The 17,025-nt window shown below is 40.8% G+C and carries 18 protein-coding genes; 6 read left to right on the forward strand and 12 right to left on the reverse strand.

Going from position 1 to position 17,025, the window contains the following annotated elements; all coding sequences use genetic code 11:
* Positions 1-238 precede the first annotated feature (238 nt).
* On the forward strand, positions 239-859 hold the full coding sequence (locus tag MTF68_RS12295; RefSeq protein ID WP_248462666.1) for a 2OG-Fe(II) oxygenase: 621 nt from the start codon (positions 239-241) through the stop codon (positions 857-859).
* Between the two features lie 63 nt (positions 860-922).
* On the opposite strand, the gene ubiA is transcribed toward MTF68_RS12295, so the two are convergent.
* Together ubiA and MTF68_RS12305 are read right to left on the reverse strand one after the other, a co-directional pair.
* A complete protein-coding gene (gene ubiA, locus MTF68_RS12300; RefSeq protein WP_248462668.1) occupies positions 923-1,801 on the reverse strand; it encodes a 4-hydroxybenzoate octaprenyltransferase in 879 nt (292 codons plus the stop codon).
* A complete protein-coding gene (locus tag MTF68_RS12305) occupies positions 1,798-2,337 on the reverse strand; it encodes a chorismate lyase (protein ID WP_004588555.1) in 540 nt (179 codons plus the stop codon). The genes ubiA and MTF68_RS12305 overlap by 4 nt, the downstream gene beginning before the upstream one ends.
* 154 nt (positions 2,338-2,491) lie before the next feature.
* On the opposite strand from MTF68_RS12305, the gene MTF68_RS12310 reads away from it, so the two are divergent.
* The gene (locus tag MTF68_RS12310; protein WP_024034357.1) at positions 2,492-2,890 is read left to right on the forward strand and encodes a flagellar basal body-associated protein FliL; all 399 of its coding nucleotides are present in this window, start codon (positions 2,492-2,494) and stop codon (positions 2,888-2,890) included.
* Between the two features lie 2 nt (positions 2,891-2,892).
* Here MTF68_RS12310 and glpG read toward each other — a convergent pair whose 3' ends face one another.
* The 6 genes from glpG to MTF68_RS12340 form a co-directional block, all read right to left on the reverse strand.
* The gene (gene glpG / locus MTF68_RS12315) at positions 2,893-3,714 is read right to left on the reverse strand and encodes a rhomboid family intramembrane serine protease GlpG (RefSeq protein ID WP_248462670.1); all 822 of its coding nucleotides are present in this window, start codon (positions 3,712-3,714) and stop codon (positions 2,893-2,895) included.
* A complete protein-coding gene (glpE, locus tag MTF68_RS12320) occupies positions 3,711-4,028 on the reverse strand; it encodes a thiosulfate sulfurtransferase GlpE (RefSeq protein ID WP_004588558.1) in 318 nt (105 codons plus the stop codon). The genes glpG and glpE overlap by 4 nt, the downstream gene beginning before the upstream one ends.
* A 64-nt stretch (positions 4,029-4,092) precedes the next feature.
* A complete protein-coding gene (gene tdh, locus MTF68_RS12325) occupies positions 4,093-5,118 on the reverse strand; it encodes an L-threonine 3-dehydrogenase (protein ID WP_004588559.1) in 1,026 nt (341 codons plus the stop codon).
* 49 nt (positions 5,119-5,167) lie between these two features.
* Positions 5,168-6,364 (reverse strand): glycine C-acetyltransferase, encoded by a 1,197-nt coding sequence (locus MTF68_RS12330; RefSeq protein ID WP_024034359.1) that lies wholly within the window; start codon positions 6,362-6,364, stop codon positions 5,168-5,170.
* A 168-nt stretch (positions 6,365-6,532) separates the two neighbouring features.
* Entirely contained in the window at positions 6,533-7,096 is a 564-nt protein-coding gene (gmhB, locus tag MTF68_RS12335; RefSeq protein ID WP_248462672.1) for a D-glycero-beta-D-manno-heptose 1,7-bisphosphate 7-phosphatase, read from the reverse strand.
* A complete protein-coding gene (locus MTF68_RS12340; RefSeq protein ID WP_248462674.1) occupies positions 7,093-8,154 on the reverse strand; it encodes a glycosyltransferase family 9 protein in 1,062 nt (353 codons plus the stop codon). Before MTF68_RS12340 ends, gmhB begins: the two co-directional genes overlap by 4 nt.
* 124 nt (positions 8,155-8,278) lie before the next feature.
* Between MTF68_RS12340 and MTF68_RS12345 the strand changes: the two genes are divergently transcribed.
* The gene (locus MTF68_RS12345; RefSeq protein ID WP_248462675.1) at positions 8,279-9,007 is read left to right on the forward strand and encodes a 3-deoxy-D-manno-octulosonic acid kinase; all 729 of its coding nucleotides are present in this window, start codon (positions 8,279-8,281) and stop codon (positions 9,005-9,007) included.
* Here the strand turns inward: MTF68_RS12345 and MTF68_RS12350 are convergent.
* The gene (locus MTF68_RS12350) at positions 8,990-10,072 is read right to left on the reverse strand and encodes a glycosyltransferase (RefSeq protein ID WP_248462676.1); all 1,083 of its coding nucleotides are present in this window, start codon (positions 10,070-10,072) and stop codon (positions 8,990-8,992) included. The two genes, MTF68_RS12345 and MTF68_RS12350, sit on opposite strands and share 18 nt — an antisense overlap.
* Complete coding sequence (locus tag MTF68_RS12355) at positions 10,069-11,142, reverse strand: glycosyltransferase family 1 protein (protein WP_248462677.1); 1,074 nt, start codon at positions 11,140-11,142, stop codon at positions 10,069-10,071. The genes MTF68_RS12350 and MTF68_RS12355 overlap by 4 nt, the downstream gene beginning before the upstream one ends.
* 211 nt (positions 11,143-11,353) lie before the next feature.
* Here MTF68_RS12355 and MTF68_RS12360 point away from each other — a divergent pair, with 211 nt between their 5' ends.
* Positions 11,354-12,859: a capsule assembly Wzi family protein gene (locus MTF68_RS12360; protein WP_248462678.1), complete on the forward strand. Its 1,506-nt coding sequence runs from the start codon at positions 11,354-11,356 to the stop codon at positions 12,857-12,859.
* 98 nt (positions 12,860-12,957) lie between these two features.
* Here the strand turns inward: MTF68_RS12360 and hldE are convergent, their stop codons facing one another.
* The gene (gene hldE, locus MTF68_RS12365; RefSeq protein WP_029773562.1) at positions 12,958-14,397 is read right to left on the reverse strand and encodes a bifunctional D-glycero-beta-D-manno-heptose-7-phosphate kinase/D-glycero-beta-D-manno-heptose 1-phosphate adenylyltransferase HldE; all 1,440 of its coding nucleotides are present in this window, start codon (positions 14,395-14,397) and stop codon (positions 12,958-12,960) included.
* On the reverse strand, positions 14,397-14,987 hold the full coding sequence (locus MTF68_RS12370; protein WP_004588568.1) for an SIS domain-containing protein: 591 nt from the start codon (positions 14,985-14,987) through the stop codon (positions 14,397-14,399). The genes hldE and MTF68_RS12370 overlap by 1 nt, the downstream gene beginning before the upstream one ends.
* Positions 14,988-15,169: 182 nt before the next feature.
* Here MTF68_RS12370 and waaA point away from each other — a divergent pair, with 182 nt between their 5' ends.
* On the forward strand, positions 15,170-16,453 hold the full coding sequence (waaA, locus tag MTF68_RS12375; protein WP_248462679.1) for a lipid IV(A) 3-deoxy-D-manno-octulosonic acid transferase: 1,284 nt from the start codon (positions 15,170-15,172) through the stop codon (positions 16,451-16,453).
* Complete coding sequence (locus MTF68_RS12380; protein WP_096042157.1) at positions 16,450-16,998, forward strand: DUF1415 domain-containing protein; 549 nt, start codon at positions 16,450-16,452, stop codon at positions 16,996-16,998. Before waaA ends, MTF68_RS12380 begins: the two co-directional genes overlap by 4 nt.
* Positions 16,999-17,025: the final 27 nt, after the last annotated feature.

A 17,025-nucleotide genomic window follows, 5' to 3' on the forward strand; every position in this document is an offset into this window, starting at 1 on the left:
TAAAAATAGCATACCGCATTGCCCTTAAATCTTTTAAGGGCAACCAATTTAGATAGCCCTTACTGATTTACTCTTCTTGTTACCAAAACCTGCAGCACAGCAGCTTAACCTAAAAAGCCCTTTTAGTTTTTATGCTTACGCGTTAGGTTTTTATTTGCTTAAATAGCGGAGCACAAACCACTAGCTATTAAATTTTTTTAGGCTACACTGTCGCACCTTTTTTAATCAACAGACATAAATGAACACACTTTTTAGTTCTGATGTTTATTTAGATGCAATAGAAATCCATGGTTATGTTGTTATTCCTAACGCACTTATTAGCGAGCTAGTAGAGAGTTTAATCACCGATTGCCACCGTATTAACCCGCATTTTAGCGCTGCAGGTATTGGCCGTTTAAATGACTTACAAATAGATAAAACCATTCGTAAAGATAAAACCTATTGGTTTGATGGCAGCTCACAAGCACAGCTAACTTATCAAGCAACAATGGAAAGTATAAAAACCACACTTAATCGGCAGTTTTTTATGGGCTTATTTGATTATGAGTGCCACTACGCTAAATACACCCAAGGCGACTTTTATAAAAAGCATTTTGATGCATTTAAAGGGCGATCTAACCGCGTATTTACAACAATCCTTTATTTAAATACGCCCGAGCAAGGTGGCGAGCTTGTTATTTTCAAGCCAAAAAGTAAGCAAGTAGAGATAATAATTAAACCCACCGCGGGGACACTCGTTATGTTTGAAAGCGAGCGTTTTGCACATGAGGTATTACCTGCCATTAATGAGCGCTACTCTATTGCTGGCTGGTTTAGAAAGAACGCCTCAATAAGTGGAGTAATTGACCCGCCACGATAAAACCAACATAGCCACAACAACTAGTGGCTATGCTGCGGTTAAATTAATAGCGTTGAGATGAAATTAACGCGCAAATACAAATGACAAGAACAAGCCAACAAAAATAGCTAATCCCACATAGTGATTATTTAAAAACGCTTTAAAACATGCATCACGCGCACGTTTATGTATAAGCACTTGTTGATAAATAAGTAACCCAGCGGCAGTAAATAAACCTGCAACAAACGCTAAGCCTAGCTGATTAATTAAGCCAATAAGCGCCAACAACGCTATAAAATTAGCGTTTAATAAAAATATAATATGGCGGTCGTATTTACCAAATAAAATAGCAGTAGATTTAACCCCTATTTTTAAATCGTCATCTCTGTCGACCATGGCATACATAGTGTCGTACGCTACCGTCCAACAAATATTTGCAACAAATAACAGCCACGCCTGCAGCGGTAATGACTCTATTGATGCCATATATGCCATAGGTATCGCCCAACCAAATGCCGCGCCTAAGACTACCTGCGGAAGATGTGTATAGCGTTTCATAAAGGGGTAGCAAAATGCCAGTGCCAACGCCCCAAATGACAATAAAATAGTGTTGATGCTAAGTAGTAATACCAATACAAAAGCAATGGCTATCAGTAATATAAATAAACTCAGTGCTTCACCTGCACTTACTTGTCCGGTGGCCAAAGGCCGCCCTGCTGTACGCTTAACTGAGCCGTCTATTTTTCTATCTGCAAAATCGTTAATAACGCAGCCAGCACTGCGCATAACAATTACGCCTAAGGTAAATACAATAAAGTTAACTAGGCTTGGCATACCAGCGTTTGCAAGCCATAGAGCCCAATAAGTAGGCCACAGTAATAGTAATGTACCGATAGGTTTGTCAATGCGCATGAGCTGAATATAAAAAGGGCTATGCTGTAATTGCAAAGGGGCTAATTTCATGAGTACAAATAGGCTCCGGGTAAAAATACTTCGCACACTAAAAAGTGATAATCATTAATAGAAAACACACTACGACGACCTAATAAAGGGTGCGTAGTTAAATTCAACTCTTTAACAAGTGACTGCAGCGCATGTTCTGAGTCAAAGCGCCCTACTTCAATATTACTTCGGGTAAGTTCAGGGTGCTGAAAAATAACATCACCTAAAGGGCGCGCGCCCATATTATGTAGTGTTGTTTGCGTTTGTGTACTGGGCAGCCAACTTTGGGCATACACCATGGGCGTATTGTCACACAATAAAAGCACCTCGCGATTAAGTGCTTTATTTGTATTTGAGCCAAGTAGTTGTTGCTGTGCATCGCTTAGAGTAAAAGTTTGCTCATTAAGCACTTTTACACTAAAAGTTTGTGCATTACTTTTTAATTTAGCGGTTAATGAATGTGGCTCAAATAGCCACTCTTGCTCTAACGCAGATAAGTTATTTACCAAAGAAGCACATTGCCAATTGGCAGATATAGAAAGCGGAAATGTAATCACAATAGCTCAATAAAATTAAAACCGAGACGATGATAACATTGCCAAAGCATTTGAAAAAGTGATGTTTTACTGCCGATAAATAATTGCAGGAGCTGTTTATTAGGCGCTATTAAGTATAAACTATTTGTATTAAGAAAATGGAAACACACTAAAGATGAAAAAAATAGTATACGCAGGTTTTTTAGCACTGATCCTAAACTGTTTTAGCTTCTCGGCAAAAGCGGAATCGACAGTGGGCTATTTTGGTTTTGAGCCAGACATTATTACCAATTACATAGGCGCCTCAAGTAAAAAAATGGGCTATGTACGCGTGACTATAGATTTAATGCTTAGCAATAATGCAGATATTGCTATTGTAGAGCACCATACCCCGCTTTTACGCGATGCGTTAGTAGAAATACTATCTAAAGAACCTGAAGAAAAAATAAAGTCGCTTACTGGGCGTGAAGAAATAAGAGCAAAGTGTGCCGAAAAATTAAAAAGCCTGTTAAAAGAAGAAACAGGCCAAGAGATTATTCGTGAAGTATTATTTACTAAGTATTTATACCACTAAGCTTAGTCTTTTTTAGCATTAAATAAATTAGCGGTTACGGCATAAGCCATGCCGCTTAAAAGCCCACCTAAATGCGCCCAATTAGCCATACCAACAAACAACACATCAGCAAAACCGAGTACCAGCCAAATTAACATAAAGCCAATAATGGCAGTGCTTACTAGCGCAGGCTGCTTAGGATTTAAATAGCTGTGGATCCAACAAAAACCCAATAAACCATACACAACACCACTTAAGCCGCCAAAGTTAGGCCCCACAATTAAAAACTGAGCCCAGTTACTAATAAGTGCAGTAACCACAAATAGCCCTACTAAGCTCAGCTTGCCGCATTGCTTTTCAATATTATCACCTAACGACATCCACCAAATTAGGTTAAATACAATGTGCATTGCGCTAAAATGAACAAGTGCCGGCGTTAACCAGCTCAGTGGTTGGCTCGGGTTAAACTGCAAAGCAGTATAAATTTGCTCAAAGCCACCCAATAAAAATGCAAAGTAAATAGCAACGCTTACAATACTTACGGTTTTATTTAGCCAGCTTAGTGCTTTAAAGCGCGCCACTAAATTAAGCGATTGTCCTTGATACGTTAAGCCAGATTGCGTACTGCCCACATCCCAAGAGGCTTGTTGATAACGCTCATGATTGGGGTTTTGTACAAATTCAGCCCACAAAGGTTGCACTTGATGAAAGTGCTCGCCCGCAACACAAATAATAACATTATTGCCATCAGCGCTGCGCAGTTGCCCTTCTAAGCCTTGGCTTTTTAAATAATCTATAAAGCCCTGTGCGGCACGAGGATTACTTAAACTACCTAGCTCAATCATCGTTCCACTTTCTCGCTGTAAGCCGCTTCCCAAGCCGTAAAGCCACCATCCATGCTATATACATCTTCAAAGCCCTGCTCTACTAAATAACTAGCCGCACCTTGTGAGCTCATGCCGTGGTAGCAAACAATAATAATGGGCTGATCGAACTCTTTTTCCATCATGAACTGAGCTATATTGGCATTTGAAAGCGCTTCAGAGCCAGGAATATGCCCTGCTTGGTACGAGTTAGGATCGCGTATATCTGCGATCACTACATCTTCTTTATCAAGCAATTCGTGCGTTTGTGCTATAGATATATGTTTAAATGCCATTGAAATCTCTTTTAAAAATATAATAAAAAGGCGGCTTAAGCCGCCTCTGTATGCAAACTTTAAACTATTCCCAGTTTAAAATTACTTTACCAGATTGACCTGAAATCATCATATCAAAGCCAGCTTGGAAGTCATCTACCGAATATTGATGCGTAATAATAGGGTCTAAATTAAGGCCTGATTGAATCAAGCTTGCCATTTTGTACCACGTTTCGAACATCTCGCGACCATATATACCTTTGATCACTAAGCCTTTAAATATAACTTTATTCCAATCTACGGCCATATCTGATGGTGGAATACCCAACATGGCAATTTTGCCACCATGGTTCATGTTATTTAACATAGAATTAAAGGCGCTTGGCACACCTGACATTTCAAGGCCAATATCAAAGCCTTCAGTCATACCTAGCTCATTCATTACATCTTCAAGCTTATCATTCGCAACGTTTACGGCTCGTGTAGCGCCCATTTTACGCGCAAGCTCTAAACGGTATTCGTTAACATCGGTAATCACAACATGGCGAGCACCCACATGCTTAGCAACGGCCGCCGCCATAATACCAATTGGTCCTGCCCCTGTAATAAGCACATCTTCACCCACTAAATCAAACGATAAAGCGGTGTGCACAGCATTACCAAACGGGTCAAAAATAGACGCAAGCTCGTCAGAAATATTGTCAGGAATTTTAAACGCATTAAAGGCCGGAATAACTAAATATTCTGCAAATGCGCCTTCGCGGTTAACGCCTACACCGGTTGTATTTCGGCACAAATGCACACGACCAGCACGACAGTTACGACAATGCCCACACGTAATATGCCCCTCGCCAGATACGCGGTCACCTACTGCAAAGCCACGTACTTCTTGGCCCATATCAACCACTTCACCCACGTACTCATGGCCTACGACCATAGGGGTCGGAATGGTTTTTTGTGACCACTCATCCCATTTATAAATATGAACGTCGGTGCCACAAATCGCAGTTTTACGAATCTTAATGAGTAGATCGTTATGCCCTACTTCAGGCTTGGGTACGTCGGTCATCCAGATGCCGGTTTCGGCTTTTAATTTTGATAAAGCTTTCATAGTTAACACTCAACTAAAAAACCGAAGCAATACTTCGGTTTATAAAAAATTAAATAACGCCCATTTCTTTACCAATACGGGTAAAGGCAGCAATTGCGGTGTCTAGTTGTTCAATACTGTGCGCAGCAGAAATTTGTGTACGAATACGCGCTTGGCCTTTTGGCACAACAGGGAACGAAAAACCGGTTACATAAATGCCTTCAGCGAGTAGTTTGTCTGCCATTAATGAAGCAACTTTAGCATCGCCAAGCATTACAGGAATAATGGCATGATCTTTACCCGCACACGTAAAGCCAGCGGCTTCCATTTGCTCACGGAAATATTTAGCATTTGACCAAAGTTTAGCGCGTAACTCGCCACCATTTTCAAGCATTTCGAGTACTTTAATTGACGCAGTTACAATTGAAGGGGCTAATGAATTTGAGAATAAGTAAGGGCGCGAACGCTGACGTAGCCATTCAACAATTTCTTTTTTACCTGATGTATAACCGCCTGATGCACCGCCCAGCGCTTTACCTAGCGTACCGGTAATAATGTCTACACGGTCAAGCACATTACAGTACTCAGGCGTGCCTTTACCGTTTTCTCCAACAAAGCCTACCGCATGTGAGTCATCAACCATCACTAATGCATCATACTTATCAGCAAGGTCACACACAGCTTCAAGGTTACAAATTACGCCATCCATAGAAAACACGCCATCGGTGGCAATTAATTTTGTTTTAGCGCCCGCTTCATCAGCTGCAATAAGTTGCTTTTCAAGATCCTCCATATCGTTATTAGCATAACGAAAACGCTTAGCTTTACATAAGCGTACGCCATCAATAATTGATGCGTGATTTAGAGAGTCAGAAATAATAGCATCTTCAGCGCCTAAAATAGTTTCAAATAGGCCCGTATTAGCATCAAAACAAGACGAGTATAAAATTGTATCTTCGGTTTCTAAAAACGCGCTAATTTTTTGCTCTAGTGTTTTATGAATATCTTGCGTGCCACAAATAAAACGCACTGAGGCAACACCAAAGCCATGGTCATCTAAACCACCTTGCGCTGCTTTAATTAGCTCAGGGCTATTTGCTAAGCCTAAGTAATTGTTAGCACAAAAATTAATAACTTTATCGCCAGATGCAACTTCTATTTGAGCTTGTTGCTGCGAGGTAATAATACGCTCACTTTTATACAAACCTTGCGCTTTAACGTCTTCAATTTGCTCTTGTAGTTGGCTAAAAAAAGCAGATGCTCTCATCTGTAGTCTCCAATTAAATGAACGGGTAAACAACAACATTAAAGCCACTGTTTATGTTGAGGTGTATTGTAAAAGTTTAACAAGTAAAATGCACTGTTTGCAGCTCGTCGCTAATACAGGTAATGGCAGCAATACTTAACACTTTAGTTGCGAAAATATAAACGCACTTTATGCCAAGTAGTGTGCTGGTAAATCGTTAATAGAGTCAATCACTAAATCGGCGTATTGTTTTGCGGTTTCGTCAAATTGTTGGCCAGAGCGAACTAGCACTCGCGTGCAAATAGCCGCTTTTTGTGCCGCTTGCATATCGCTAAGTTTATCACCCACCATAACACTGCTCGAAGGGTCAATATTATGCTCTTGCATAGCTTGTAACAGCATACCTGGAGCTGGCTTTCTGCACTGGCACTGTTTTAAATATTGTGCTATCGCTTTTTTGGGATGGTGCGGGCAAAAATACACATCTGTAATTTTAATATTGTGCTTACTAAATTGTGTTTTCATCCACTGAGTTAAAGCTAAAAAGTCATCTTCAGTGTAGTAACCTCGCCCTATTCCTGATTGATTAGTCACTATGATAATTTTATAACCTGCATCATAAAATGCTTTACAGGTACTAAACACACCGTCTATAAATTCAAATTTTTCACTTTGATACACATAGCCATGATCAATATTTACCACGCCATCACGGTCTAAAAAAAGCGCTTTGTTTTTTTCTGTTACACTCATTTTATAGACTCTTTTTGTACCACATGATCAAACATAGCTTTAACATTGTCTACGCTTATTTGGCTCATAAGGTCATCTCCCTTAACGCGCGTACCCCAAGGCAATTGTTGAGCTGTTTTACCCGTTTGCTTTAGCAGGTTTTGATGATACACCTCAACTACGTAGTCTTGATATAAATAAGGCCCTGTACGTGCAGGATTAGAATGCGCATATAAACCAATAACCGGCGTACCTACCGTTACCGCCATATGCGCTGGGCCGGTATCGGGGGCTAATACTAAATCAGCGCGCTTAAGCACACATAGCAGCTCTTTAAGTTTTGTTTTACCGACTAAGTTTAAAATAGTGCAGTGACTGTGTTTTATAATTTGATTAGCTAAATTAATCTCAAGCTCAGTTGGGCCGCCCGTTAGTACCACGTTGAAGCCCTGCTCATGCGCGTAATCAGCAAGGGCAGCATAGCGCTCTGGCAACCAGTTTCGCTGTGCTTTACTGGCCGCAGGAGATATTACCAATAACTTATTTGCCAAATATGCAGGCCCTAATAATGCATCTGCTTTGTTCTCATCCGCTAAGGTATAAGGCATATCCCAGGTAGGTGAATAGTCTTTAACCCCAATGGCACCCGCAAAGCCTTTAAATCCCTCTAGCACATGCGCTTCTTTTTGTGGGGCTATTCGTTTATTTATAAACAAGCTATGTAATTCTTTTGAACGTGCCCAATCAAAGCCTATTTTTACTTTAGCCGGAATACAGCGCGCAACAAAGCCAGCTCTTAATGCGACTTGCATATTAAGCAGCACATCAAACTGCTGCCCTTTAAAAGAATGTGCTAACTTTTTAAGTGCATCCTTACCTTGTTTTTTATCAAAAACCACCAGCTCAACCCCAGGTAAATCGGCAAGTAACATGGCTTCTATTTTACCCATTACCCACGTTATTTTTGCATTGGGGTGTGCTTTTTGAATGGCTTGTACAGCACTAACGGCATGACACACATCACCAATGGCAGAGAGTCTTAAAATACAAATTGAGGAGTAATTAGGCACTTGAGTCACGCGTTCCACTTTGGCTTTAAATAATAGACTGCGATCTTAAATTATACTCGCACTAATGCAAGCACTTATGCTGCGCTATAAAACACGTTAATATACACGCATTATTGAATTATTTTAACGAGCTATGTTTAAAACACTAACGCAAGGTAAGCACACTATTTTAAGCCACCCAGATTATTTTAACGAGGTTGATTTAAACTGGTTTGATGCAGATTATTGGCAACAGCAAAATAAAATAGTCGGTGCTAAAAAAGGCCGCGCCACAGCCTGGTTTTTTAAACACGATGATTTAACCGCTGTACTTAGGCACTATTGGCGTGGCGGTTTAGTTGGCAAGTTGTTAAGCGATCAGTACCTCTACCCTGGGCTTAAAAACACCCGTGTGTATAAAGAGTTCAGCTTAATGATAAGGCTTATTGAGCTTGGCTTAAATGTGCCAAAACCCATTGCCGCCAAGGTAACAACCGCTGGCTTAATTTATCGTGGCGATATAATTACAGAGGCTGTAAAAGGGGCTAAAAGCCTGCTTGATATTTTAATTGAACGCCCACTAACAGAAGATGAGCTCAAGCGCATTGCCAATACTGTTGCGCTATTTCACTCAAAAGGTGTGTACCACGCTGATTTGAATATAAATAATATTTTATTTAATGAAACGGGCGAGGTTTATATTATCGACTTTGATCGCGGCGAAATAAAACCACCTAACAAGCAATGGCAACAAAGTAATATGGCACGTTTAGAGCGCTCATTTTTAAAAGAGCAAGGACGTAACAACGCTTTTTATTGGCAAAGTAATGACTGGCAAACTTTATTTGCTATTTATAAAGAGCAATTAACCACACAAAGCTAGATATTGCTTAGCAACTTGTTCGGCCGTTACCTTTTGTAAAATATCGGCATTATCTACATTAGGCTTAGTGTTTAAAACCAGCTCAATTTTAGCCGCTAGCTCATCGCTATGCCCTACAGGCGCTAAATATTTAGCCAAGTCGTTTGTTAAAATTTCGCTCGGCCCAAACGTACAATTAGTACTTACTACAGGCGTGCCAACAGCTAATGCTTCAATTAACACTGTAGGGAGCCCTTCAAAATCAGAGCTTAATACTAATGCCTCAGCCTGCTTAATCCAGTTATACGGATTTTGCTCAAATCCTGGCACTATAAGTTGTCCCTCAATGCCATACGTTTTTGCAAGCTTAAATGCTTTGCTAGGCTTATTGCATAAAAGGACTAATTTGTATTTTTTATCAAGCTTTGCAAATGCCGCAAATAAAATATCGTGGCGCTTTTGTTTAGCTAATCGCCCTACATGAATAACATACGGCGATTGTGGAATTTGCGTATTAACCTCATTTGAGAGCCGCTTTATATCCACTAAATTAAAGGGATTATAAATAGTTGTGATGGCGCTTGGGCTAATTAAACGCCCTTGGGTAATTTCTTGCTCTACCCCTTTAGACACGCACACAAAGGATTTTCCGTTTAAGTTTTGCTTTGACTTTTTAAGATAGTGATAAGAAAACGGGCCTAACTTTTTTTGCCTCGCCAGCTCTGCATTAACAGAGTTATGCATAACAAAGTGAACATTTTTAATTTGGCTTTTAGCCAATAAGTTATTGCTTCTATCTAAATTGCTAAGCACTAAATCTATGGGGCCAATTTGTTTTTGTTTGTTATTAAACCACGCCTCTAGTTTTGCTACACTTTTGTTTATTTTCCAAAAGCGATCCACTTTAGTGGCTTTATCACTGAATAAACTTTCAACCTTTATATTCGCAGGGATCGTGTATTCATATTTATTAGCCAACGATAAAATAGTAACGCTATGCGTTTTTACTAGCTGCTGAGCAAGGGTTAGCATCACTTTTTCGGCGCCACCACCCGCTAACGAGTCTATTACAATCACTATATTCATCTATCGGCAACCATCAGCATGCTTTTAACCCCTTGCGTTATTTCTTCATAGCTATGGGCGCTTTCAAGCAAAGAGTATTTTTCTAGTAGCTGGTTAAAATGCGGCTCTATTAGTAAAGCGCTGGCTTTATTTACTATGTCTTCAATCTCAAAGTTTGCTTTAATTACCACGCCAGTTGTGGCGCAACTTGCTAGGCGCTGTGTTTGATCTTTTGAAATAGCACATGCCACAGCAGGCGTTTTAACAGCAACCGCCTGCAATAGCGTGTCGCCAGCACTTAACAACGCAAATTTAGCTTGCTCCATAAGCGACAAAAACTCACTATTTTCTAACGTATCCAAATTTATAACCGTATTTGATACTGGCAACGCTTTATTATAATTAGGGCCAAATACCACCACCGCCTTTAACCCTGTTTCCAATGAAATTTGCTCTGCGGCAGCAAAAAATACATCTGCACAGTTTTGATTATTTAGCACATGACCGCCAGAGCCTGCACTCACAATAAAGTAGCCTTGTTCATCAAGCTGATACTTTTTTAATACCTGTTTGGTATCGTTCGCTGATGAAAATGCTATGTAAGGGCCCACATTTTTAGGCATAGCTAAAGAAAACATATCTATTTTAGCTTTTTCAGCCCAGCTCAGCGGTTCAATGCAGTAATCGGGCTGTACCACCCAATGGCTATCAATTAAGTTGATACGGTTAAGTTTTAAGCCCTTCGCTCGCTTTTTCGCATGCTGAGAAATAAACACCACTTTGGCACCCACTTTTTTTGCAGCTTTCATGTGAGCAGCGCGCCCTGCACAATCAAATATTACAATGTCAGGTTTAAAATCGGCTATAACTTCACACACTTTATCGCGCTCTTTAGTCGCAGAGCGCTCAAGCAAGGTTGTATCATATGGGCAGTTTTTAGCGTAGTTCGCGTGTTTATTTAAAACAAAATGGATGGTCAGTGAACCTAGACATTCACTCTCAAGGCTTTGGGCTAGCAACAACGAGCGCATGTATTCACCTATTCCTTGTGGCGATGATACGGGTATAAATAAAAGTCGTTTGTTGCTCATTGCATTCTCTATTTCCTATTTGCGCAGCAGTATATCAACCCCATTGTTTTTACGATAGCTAGGTTACATTTTTATACACAAATTTAATGCCATAAAATAGATTATTTACTGCAATAGCCATGTTAGATTGGTAAACTTAGCCGCAATCTTAATCACAAGGATCTGAACTTTGCGAAACAGAATCTTTCTACTTTCTTCTCTTTTTTGCGCTATGAGCGCATCAGTAACGGCAGAGCCCTGGGTAAAGCCGGACGATTACGGTCTACGAGCTGACATTCAACAACTGGCCGATGCCGGTGTTATTTTAGCGCCTGTAACCACCTATCCGCTAATGTGGAAAAGCTTTATTGGCGAGCTAGAATCGAGCAAGCTTGAACTTTTATCTCCCAGCCTGCAAGATGCACTGCTTCGTGTAAAACATCGTTATAAGTCAGAAAACAGCAGCTCACACAGTGTACAACTCTCAGCGTTTGCCGCATCAGACCCAATTATAGCCACCAGCTTTGGGGCAACCAACACACAAGAATCTGAGCTTTCTGCGGCCTACGCCTACCTTGGCGATAACTTTGCGGCGAAGGTAGCCATTAATTACCGTAACGATGGTAAGCAATGCTTAGTTGATGGCAAAACAACCGATGATATAGCCACTAACGAACAAGCGCTTGAAGATTGTAACGATACCTCATTTGACGATAGCTATTTAGCCTACCGCTTGGGCAATTGGATTTTTAGAGCCGGTGCCGTAGAGCAGTTTTGGGGCCCAGGTGTTGATAACAGTTTAATTATGTCAGGTAATGCAAAGCCACTGCCGGCACTAAGTGTAACCCGTGAGCAAAGCACAGCGTTTGAAACACCTTGGTTAAGTTGGCTTGGCCAATGGAGCTTTACCGCGCAAATGGCAAAGTTAGAATCGACCCGCGTTATTCCTGATGCGCTGCTTTGGAGTAGCCGTGTTAACTTTCGCCCAATACAACAGCTTGAAATTGCTTTAAGTTGGTCTGCGCAGTGGGCCGGTGAAGGCCAACCAAGCTCAGCAGGTGATTTTATTGATGTTATTACTGGGCAAACTAGTTGTATTGATGGCAATGAAAATTGTGATAGCTCACTAGAGACTAAAATTGGTAATCAGCTTGCTGGCATAGATGTGCGTTGGTCTGACACTTTATTTAGTCACCCCTATGCAATCTACGCAAGTACAATTGGCGAAGATGCCAGCTCGCAATTCAAACCAGCCGACAGAGCGTACTTATTTGGCGTACAAACTACGCAGCGCATTTACAATCAAAATGTGCTCGTTAACGTTGAATACATAGACACAGGTGTATCGTGCTCGGCCGAATCAACCAGTGAAAACTGCTACTACGAACACTCCGATTATAAATCGGGCTATCGTTACCACGGCCGCACTATTGGCTCAACCTTTGATAATGATGCGCAGTCAGTGGTATTAACACTTTTAGGTCAGCTTTCAAATGGTGATGACTGGCAAGTAAAACTACGTAGTGTGGATTACAACAGCGATAATCTCGACCGTTACCCTAGTAACCCCGATTTAGGTAATACAATTACCAAAACCGGTTATAACTCGAAACAAGTTGAGCTACGCTACAGGCAGCTGGCTATGGGTGGGCGCTTAACGCTCGGCGCTTTTGCATCAAACAACGATGGCGCAGAAAACGACACATCAGCGTTTGCTAAGTACGAATATAATTTTTAAACCGTATATTTAAAAATAGCATTTTAAATGCCAGCTATTTATAACAAAAAAGGGTTGAAAACTGCGTTTTCAACCCTTTTTTATTTAATCAGCAAATATTACTGCTTTATTTTGCTAATCACCTTAGAGGTTGAACAACCATCTAAAAATGTCAGCACTTCTACTTTGCCGCCATGGCGTAGCACATGATCGGCGCCAGCTATTTGCTCTACCGTGTAATCACCACCTTTAACTAAAATATCGGGGCTTATTTGCTCAATTAATTTAGCAGGTGTGTCGTTTTCGTCCGCGCTGCCAAAGGGAATTACCCAATCTACAGAGGCGAGTGCACTTAATACCATTGCGCGCTCATCAAGCGGATTTATAGGGCGCTCAGGGCCTTTTAAACGCGTAATTGAATCATCATTATTTAAACCAACAACGAGTCTATCTCCACGCGCTTTGGCTTGGGCTAAATAGCGTACGTGGCCTGCGTGTAAAATATCAAAACAGCCATTGGTAAACACTATCGTTTCGCCATTTTGTTTAGCAAACTCAATGTGTTGCAGCACATCGTCAAACGGAGTTTGGTAGTGCTCGCCATTGGTGTGTAAGTATTGGCCAAGCTTTTGGCTAAGCTCTTCTGGTGAAACCGTTGCCGCCCCCAACTTACTTACTACAATGCCTGCGGCTAAATTAGCAATTTCTACCGCATCTTTAGGCTCCATACCTGCCCCGAGCATCACCGCAAGCGTGGCTATAACAGTATCGCCTGCGCCAGTTACATCACTTACTTCTAGCTGCTGCGCTGCAAAGTCGTGTTTTTCATCAGCGTTAATTAATGACATACCTTGCTCAGAGCGTGTAAGTAGCATGGCTTTAATACCATTTTTACTAATTAGCTCACGCGCGCTTTGTGCTAATATTTCTTCAGAGCCTGTTTTACCCCCAGCCAAATTAAATTCATGTAAATTAGGGGTAATATAGTCTGCGCCTTCGTATAAGTGTAAATCGGGCGATTTAGGATCTATAAGCACTGTTTTACCCGCCGCTTTAGCAACGCTAACCATTTCTTTAATTAAGCTCAGCGAGCCTTTGCTGTAATCAGAAAATACCACAAAGTCGTAATCATCAAGCACCAGCTCTAAACGGTTTAATAACAACTGGCTATGCTGCTCGCTAAAGGTCTCTTCTAAATCTAGGCGCACAAGTTGTTGATGGCGGCTAATTACACGCATTTTAGAAATAGTGGGTAAATCGCATACACTAACAAGCTGTGAATGTATTTTTTCACCCTTTAAAATGGTTTCTAAGATTTGCCCGCTTTCATCTTCACCAATTAAACCAAGTAAGCCCACTTTGGCATCAAGCCTAGCAATGTTTTTTGCAACATTTGCAGCACCACCCGCTTTATCTTCAAACTTGCTTACTTTAACAACGGGTACTGGGGCCTCAGGCGAAATACGCCCTGTATCGCCGTACCAGTATCGGTCTAGCATGACATCGCCGACAACTAAAATACGCGCTTTAGATAAGTTTTTTAATAGCGATAAATCCATTACTGCTGCTCCGCAACAACCATATCAATAGCTTCACATAACCAATGGCCAATAAACATATGTGCCTCTTGGATACGGGCTGTTTCATCATTTTTTATAATAATGGGCAATTTAGCAATGTCTTTTACTTTACCGCCCTCGCGTCCAGTTAAGGCAACCGTAAACGCGCCAATTTTGTTAGCCGCTTCCAGTGCTAAATTAATATTGGCGCTGGTACCTGAGGTTGTTAAACCAATCACTAAATCTTCTGGTTTACATAAAGCCTGAACTTGGCGTTCAAAAACCGTATCAAAGTGGTAGTCGTTACTGTGCGCAGTTAATATTGAGGTATCTGTGGTCAGCGCCATTGAGGCAAGTGGGCCACGCTCTAACTTATAACGCACAACAAATTCGGCAGCTAAATGCTGTGCATCGGCAGCACTGCCGCCGTTACCAAACCAAATAACCTTACCACCAGCTTGCAATGCACTGTGGCACGCTTCTAATAATTGCATAGACTCTTGATGATAAGCCTCCATCGTTTCAAATAAGGCTTGATGACGGTTTAAACTTTCAACGTAGCTTGTTGCCACAGAATCGATAATTGACATGAAAAATTCCTCTAGGAACTGAAATGGCAGGAAAAAATTAAATCCATTATTCCATAGTTTTATTTAGTTGTGTGTATTTTATGGGAATATAGCTGAACTGAATTATAATTTAGTGCTTCACATGTTCAGAAATTATCACTTTCGCGTTAAACTAGCGCCACTTACCTTAATAAAAGTTCAGTATGGCACGCATTTTTTACTCACTCGCTTTAATTTTAATTAGCCCTCTGATTGTATTTTACTTGTATGTACTAAGAGGTAAAAAAAATAAAGGCTACCGCGCGCACTTTAAAGAGCGCTTTGGTTTTATTAGCAAACACTTATTTAATAATAGCGCTAAACCGGTTGTGTTCCACTGCGCTTCTGTAGGTGAGGTCCTTGCTGCAGCGCCACTGATTAAAGCTCTGCAAAAACAACACCCGCAGCTTAATATACTTATTACCTGCAATACTCCTACCGGGCGTGCGCAAATTAGTGAACAATTTAAAAATACCGTGGCGTGTTGTTATTTACCTATAGACTTTGCAGTTTCGAGCGCTCGATTTTTAAAGCGCGTAAATCCACAAGCACTGTGTATTTTAGAAACTGAGCTGTGGCCTAATTTAATGGCAATAAGCCATAAAAAGACTATTCCGGTATTAGTGCTTAATGCTCGCCTAAGCGAAAAATCGCAACAAGGGTATCAAAAGGTGGCAGGGTTAACGCATATAATTATGCGTTCAATTTCAGTGCTTGCAAGTCATAATAAAAATGATGCTAAGCGCTTTATTGAACTTGGTTTACCCCTTTCAAAAAGCCATGTTACAGGCTCAATAAAATTCGACATTACGCCAAGCAATGAGCAACTAACTAAAGTTGCAAATCTTAAAGCCGAATATAAAACCAAAGAACGTTTTGTATGGGTGGCAGGCTCCACTCACCCGCTTGAACACGAAATGATATTAAACGCCCATCAGCAGCTATTAAAAAAATACCCTAATGCACTTTTAGTTATAGCACCGCGCCACCCTGAGCAATTTGATAAAGTAGCCGATACGCTAACTCAAAGCCCACTTAGCTTTAGTCGTCGCAGCAACAATAACTATCAAAACGAGCAAGTACTATTAGCTGATACACTGGGCGAACTACAGTGTTTATATGGCGCAGCGAATGTAAGTTACATAGGCGGCAGTTTAATTCGCCGAGGTGGGCACAACCCACTTGAAGCTGCTGCTTTTTCGGTTGGTGTTATTACAGGCCCACACACGTATAATTTTGATCATATCTACCCTGAGCTAATTAAACTTAAAGGGGCTGTCGTTGTTGAAAATACCGATGAGCTTGCTAAACAATTAATTAATTTAAGCCAAAACACCAAAGCGTGCCAAAGCTTGGGTATTAAAGCGCAGCAATGTGTTGTAAAAAACCAAGGCGCCATTGAAAAAACATTAACCATTATAAATCAGTATTTAGAGCCAAAAGCATGACTCATCAAGCAATTGCCCAAACCCGCGAGTGGGTGTCATCTGTTATTGTAAAATATAACTTTTGCCCATTTGCCCGTAAAGAAGTAGAAAACAACTGTATTCATTATGTGCTTAGCCCTGCAATAAAAATTGATGACGCTGTAATGGACATGCTAGAGCAGTGTGTGCAGCTTGATCAAAATCCAGAGCGCGAAACCACATTAATACTGTTTGATAACGGCTTTAGCGATTTTGAAGACTTTTTAGATTTAGTCGATTTAGCCAATGCCTTACTGGTAGCACAAGGCTTTGAAGGTAAATACCAAATTGCTAATTTTCATCCCGATTACGTGTTTGCCGACAGCGATGAAGATGATGCCGCAAATTACACCAACCGAGCACCCTACCCTACACTGCATTTAATTCGCGAACTGAGTATGAGCGAAGCGCTTGATAACTATAACGAGCCTGAATCTATACCAGAGCACAATATAAAGCTTGCAAGGCGCAAAGGATTCGACTTTTGGCAGCAACTTTTAGCAAATATAAAAAAACCGAGCGCCTAAACGCTCGGTTTTTAAGTAATATGTTTA

This window comes from Pseudoalteromonas sp. 2CM37A, from assembly GCF_023161885.1.
GTDB classification, from domain to species: Bacteria; Pseudomonadota; Gammaproteobacteria; order Enterobacterales; family Alteromonadaceae; genus Pseudoalteromonas; species Pseudoalteromonas atlantica.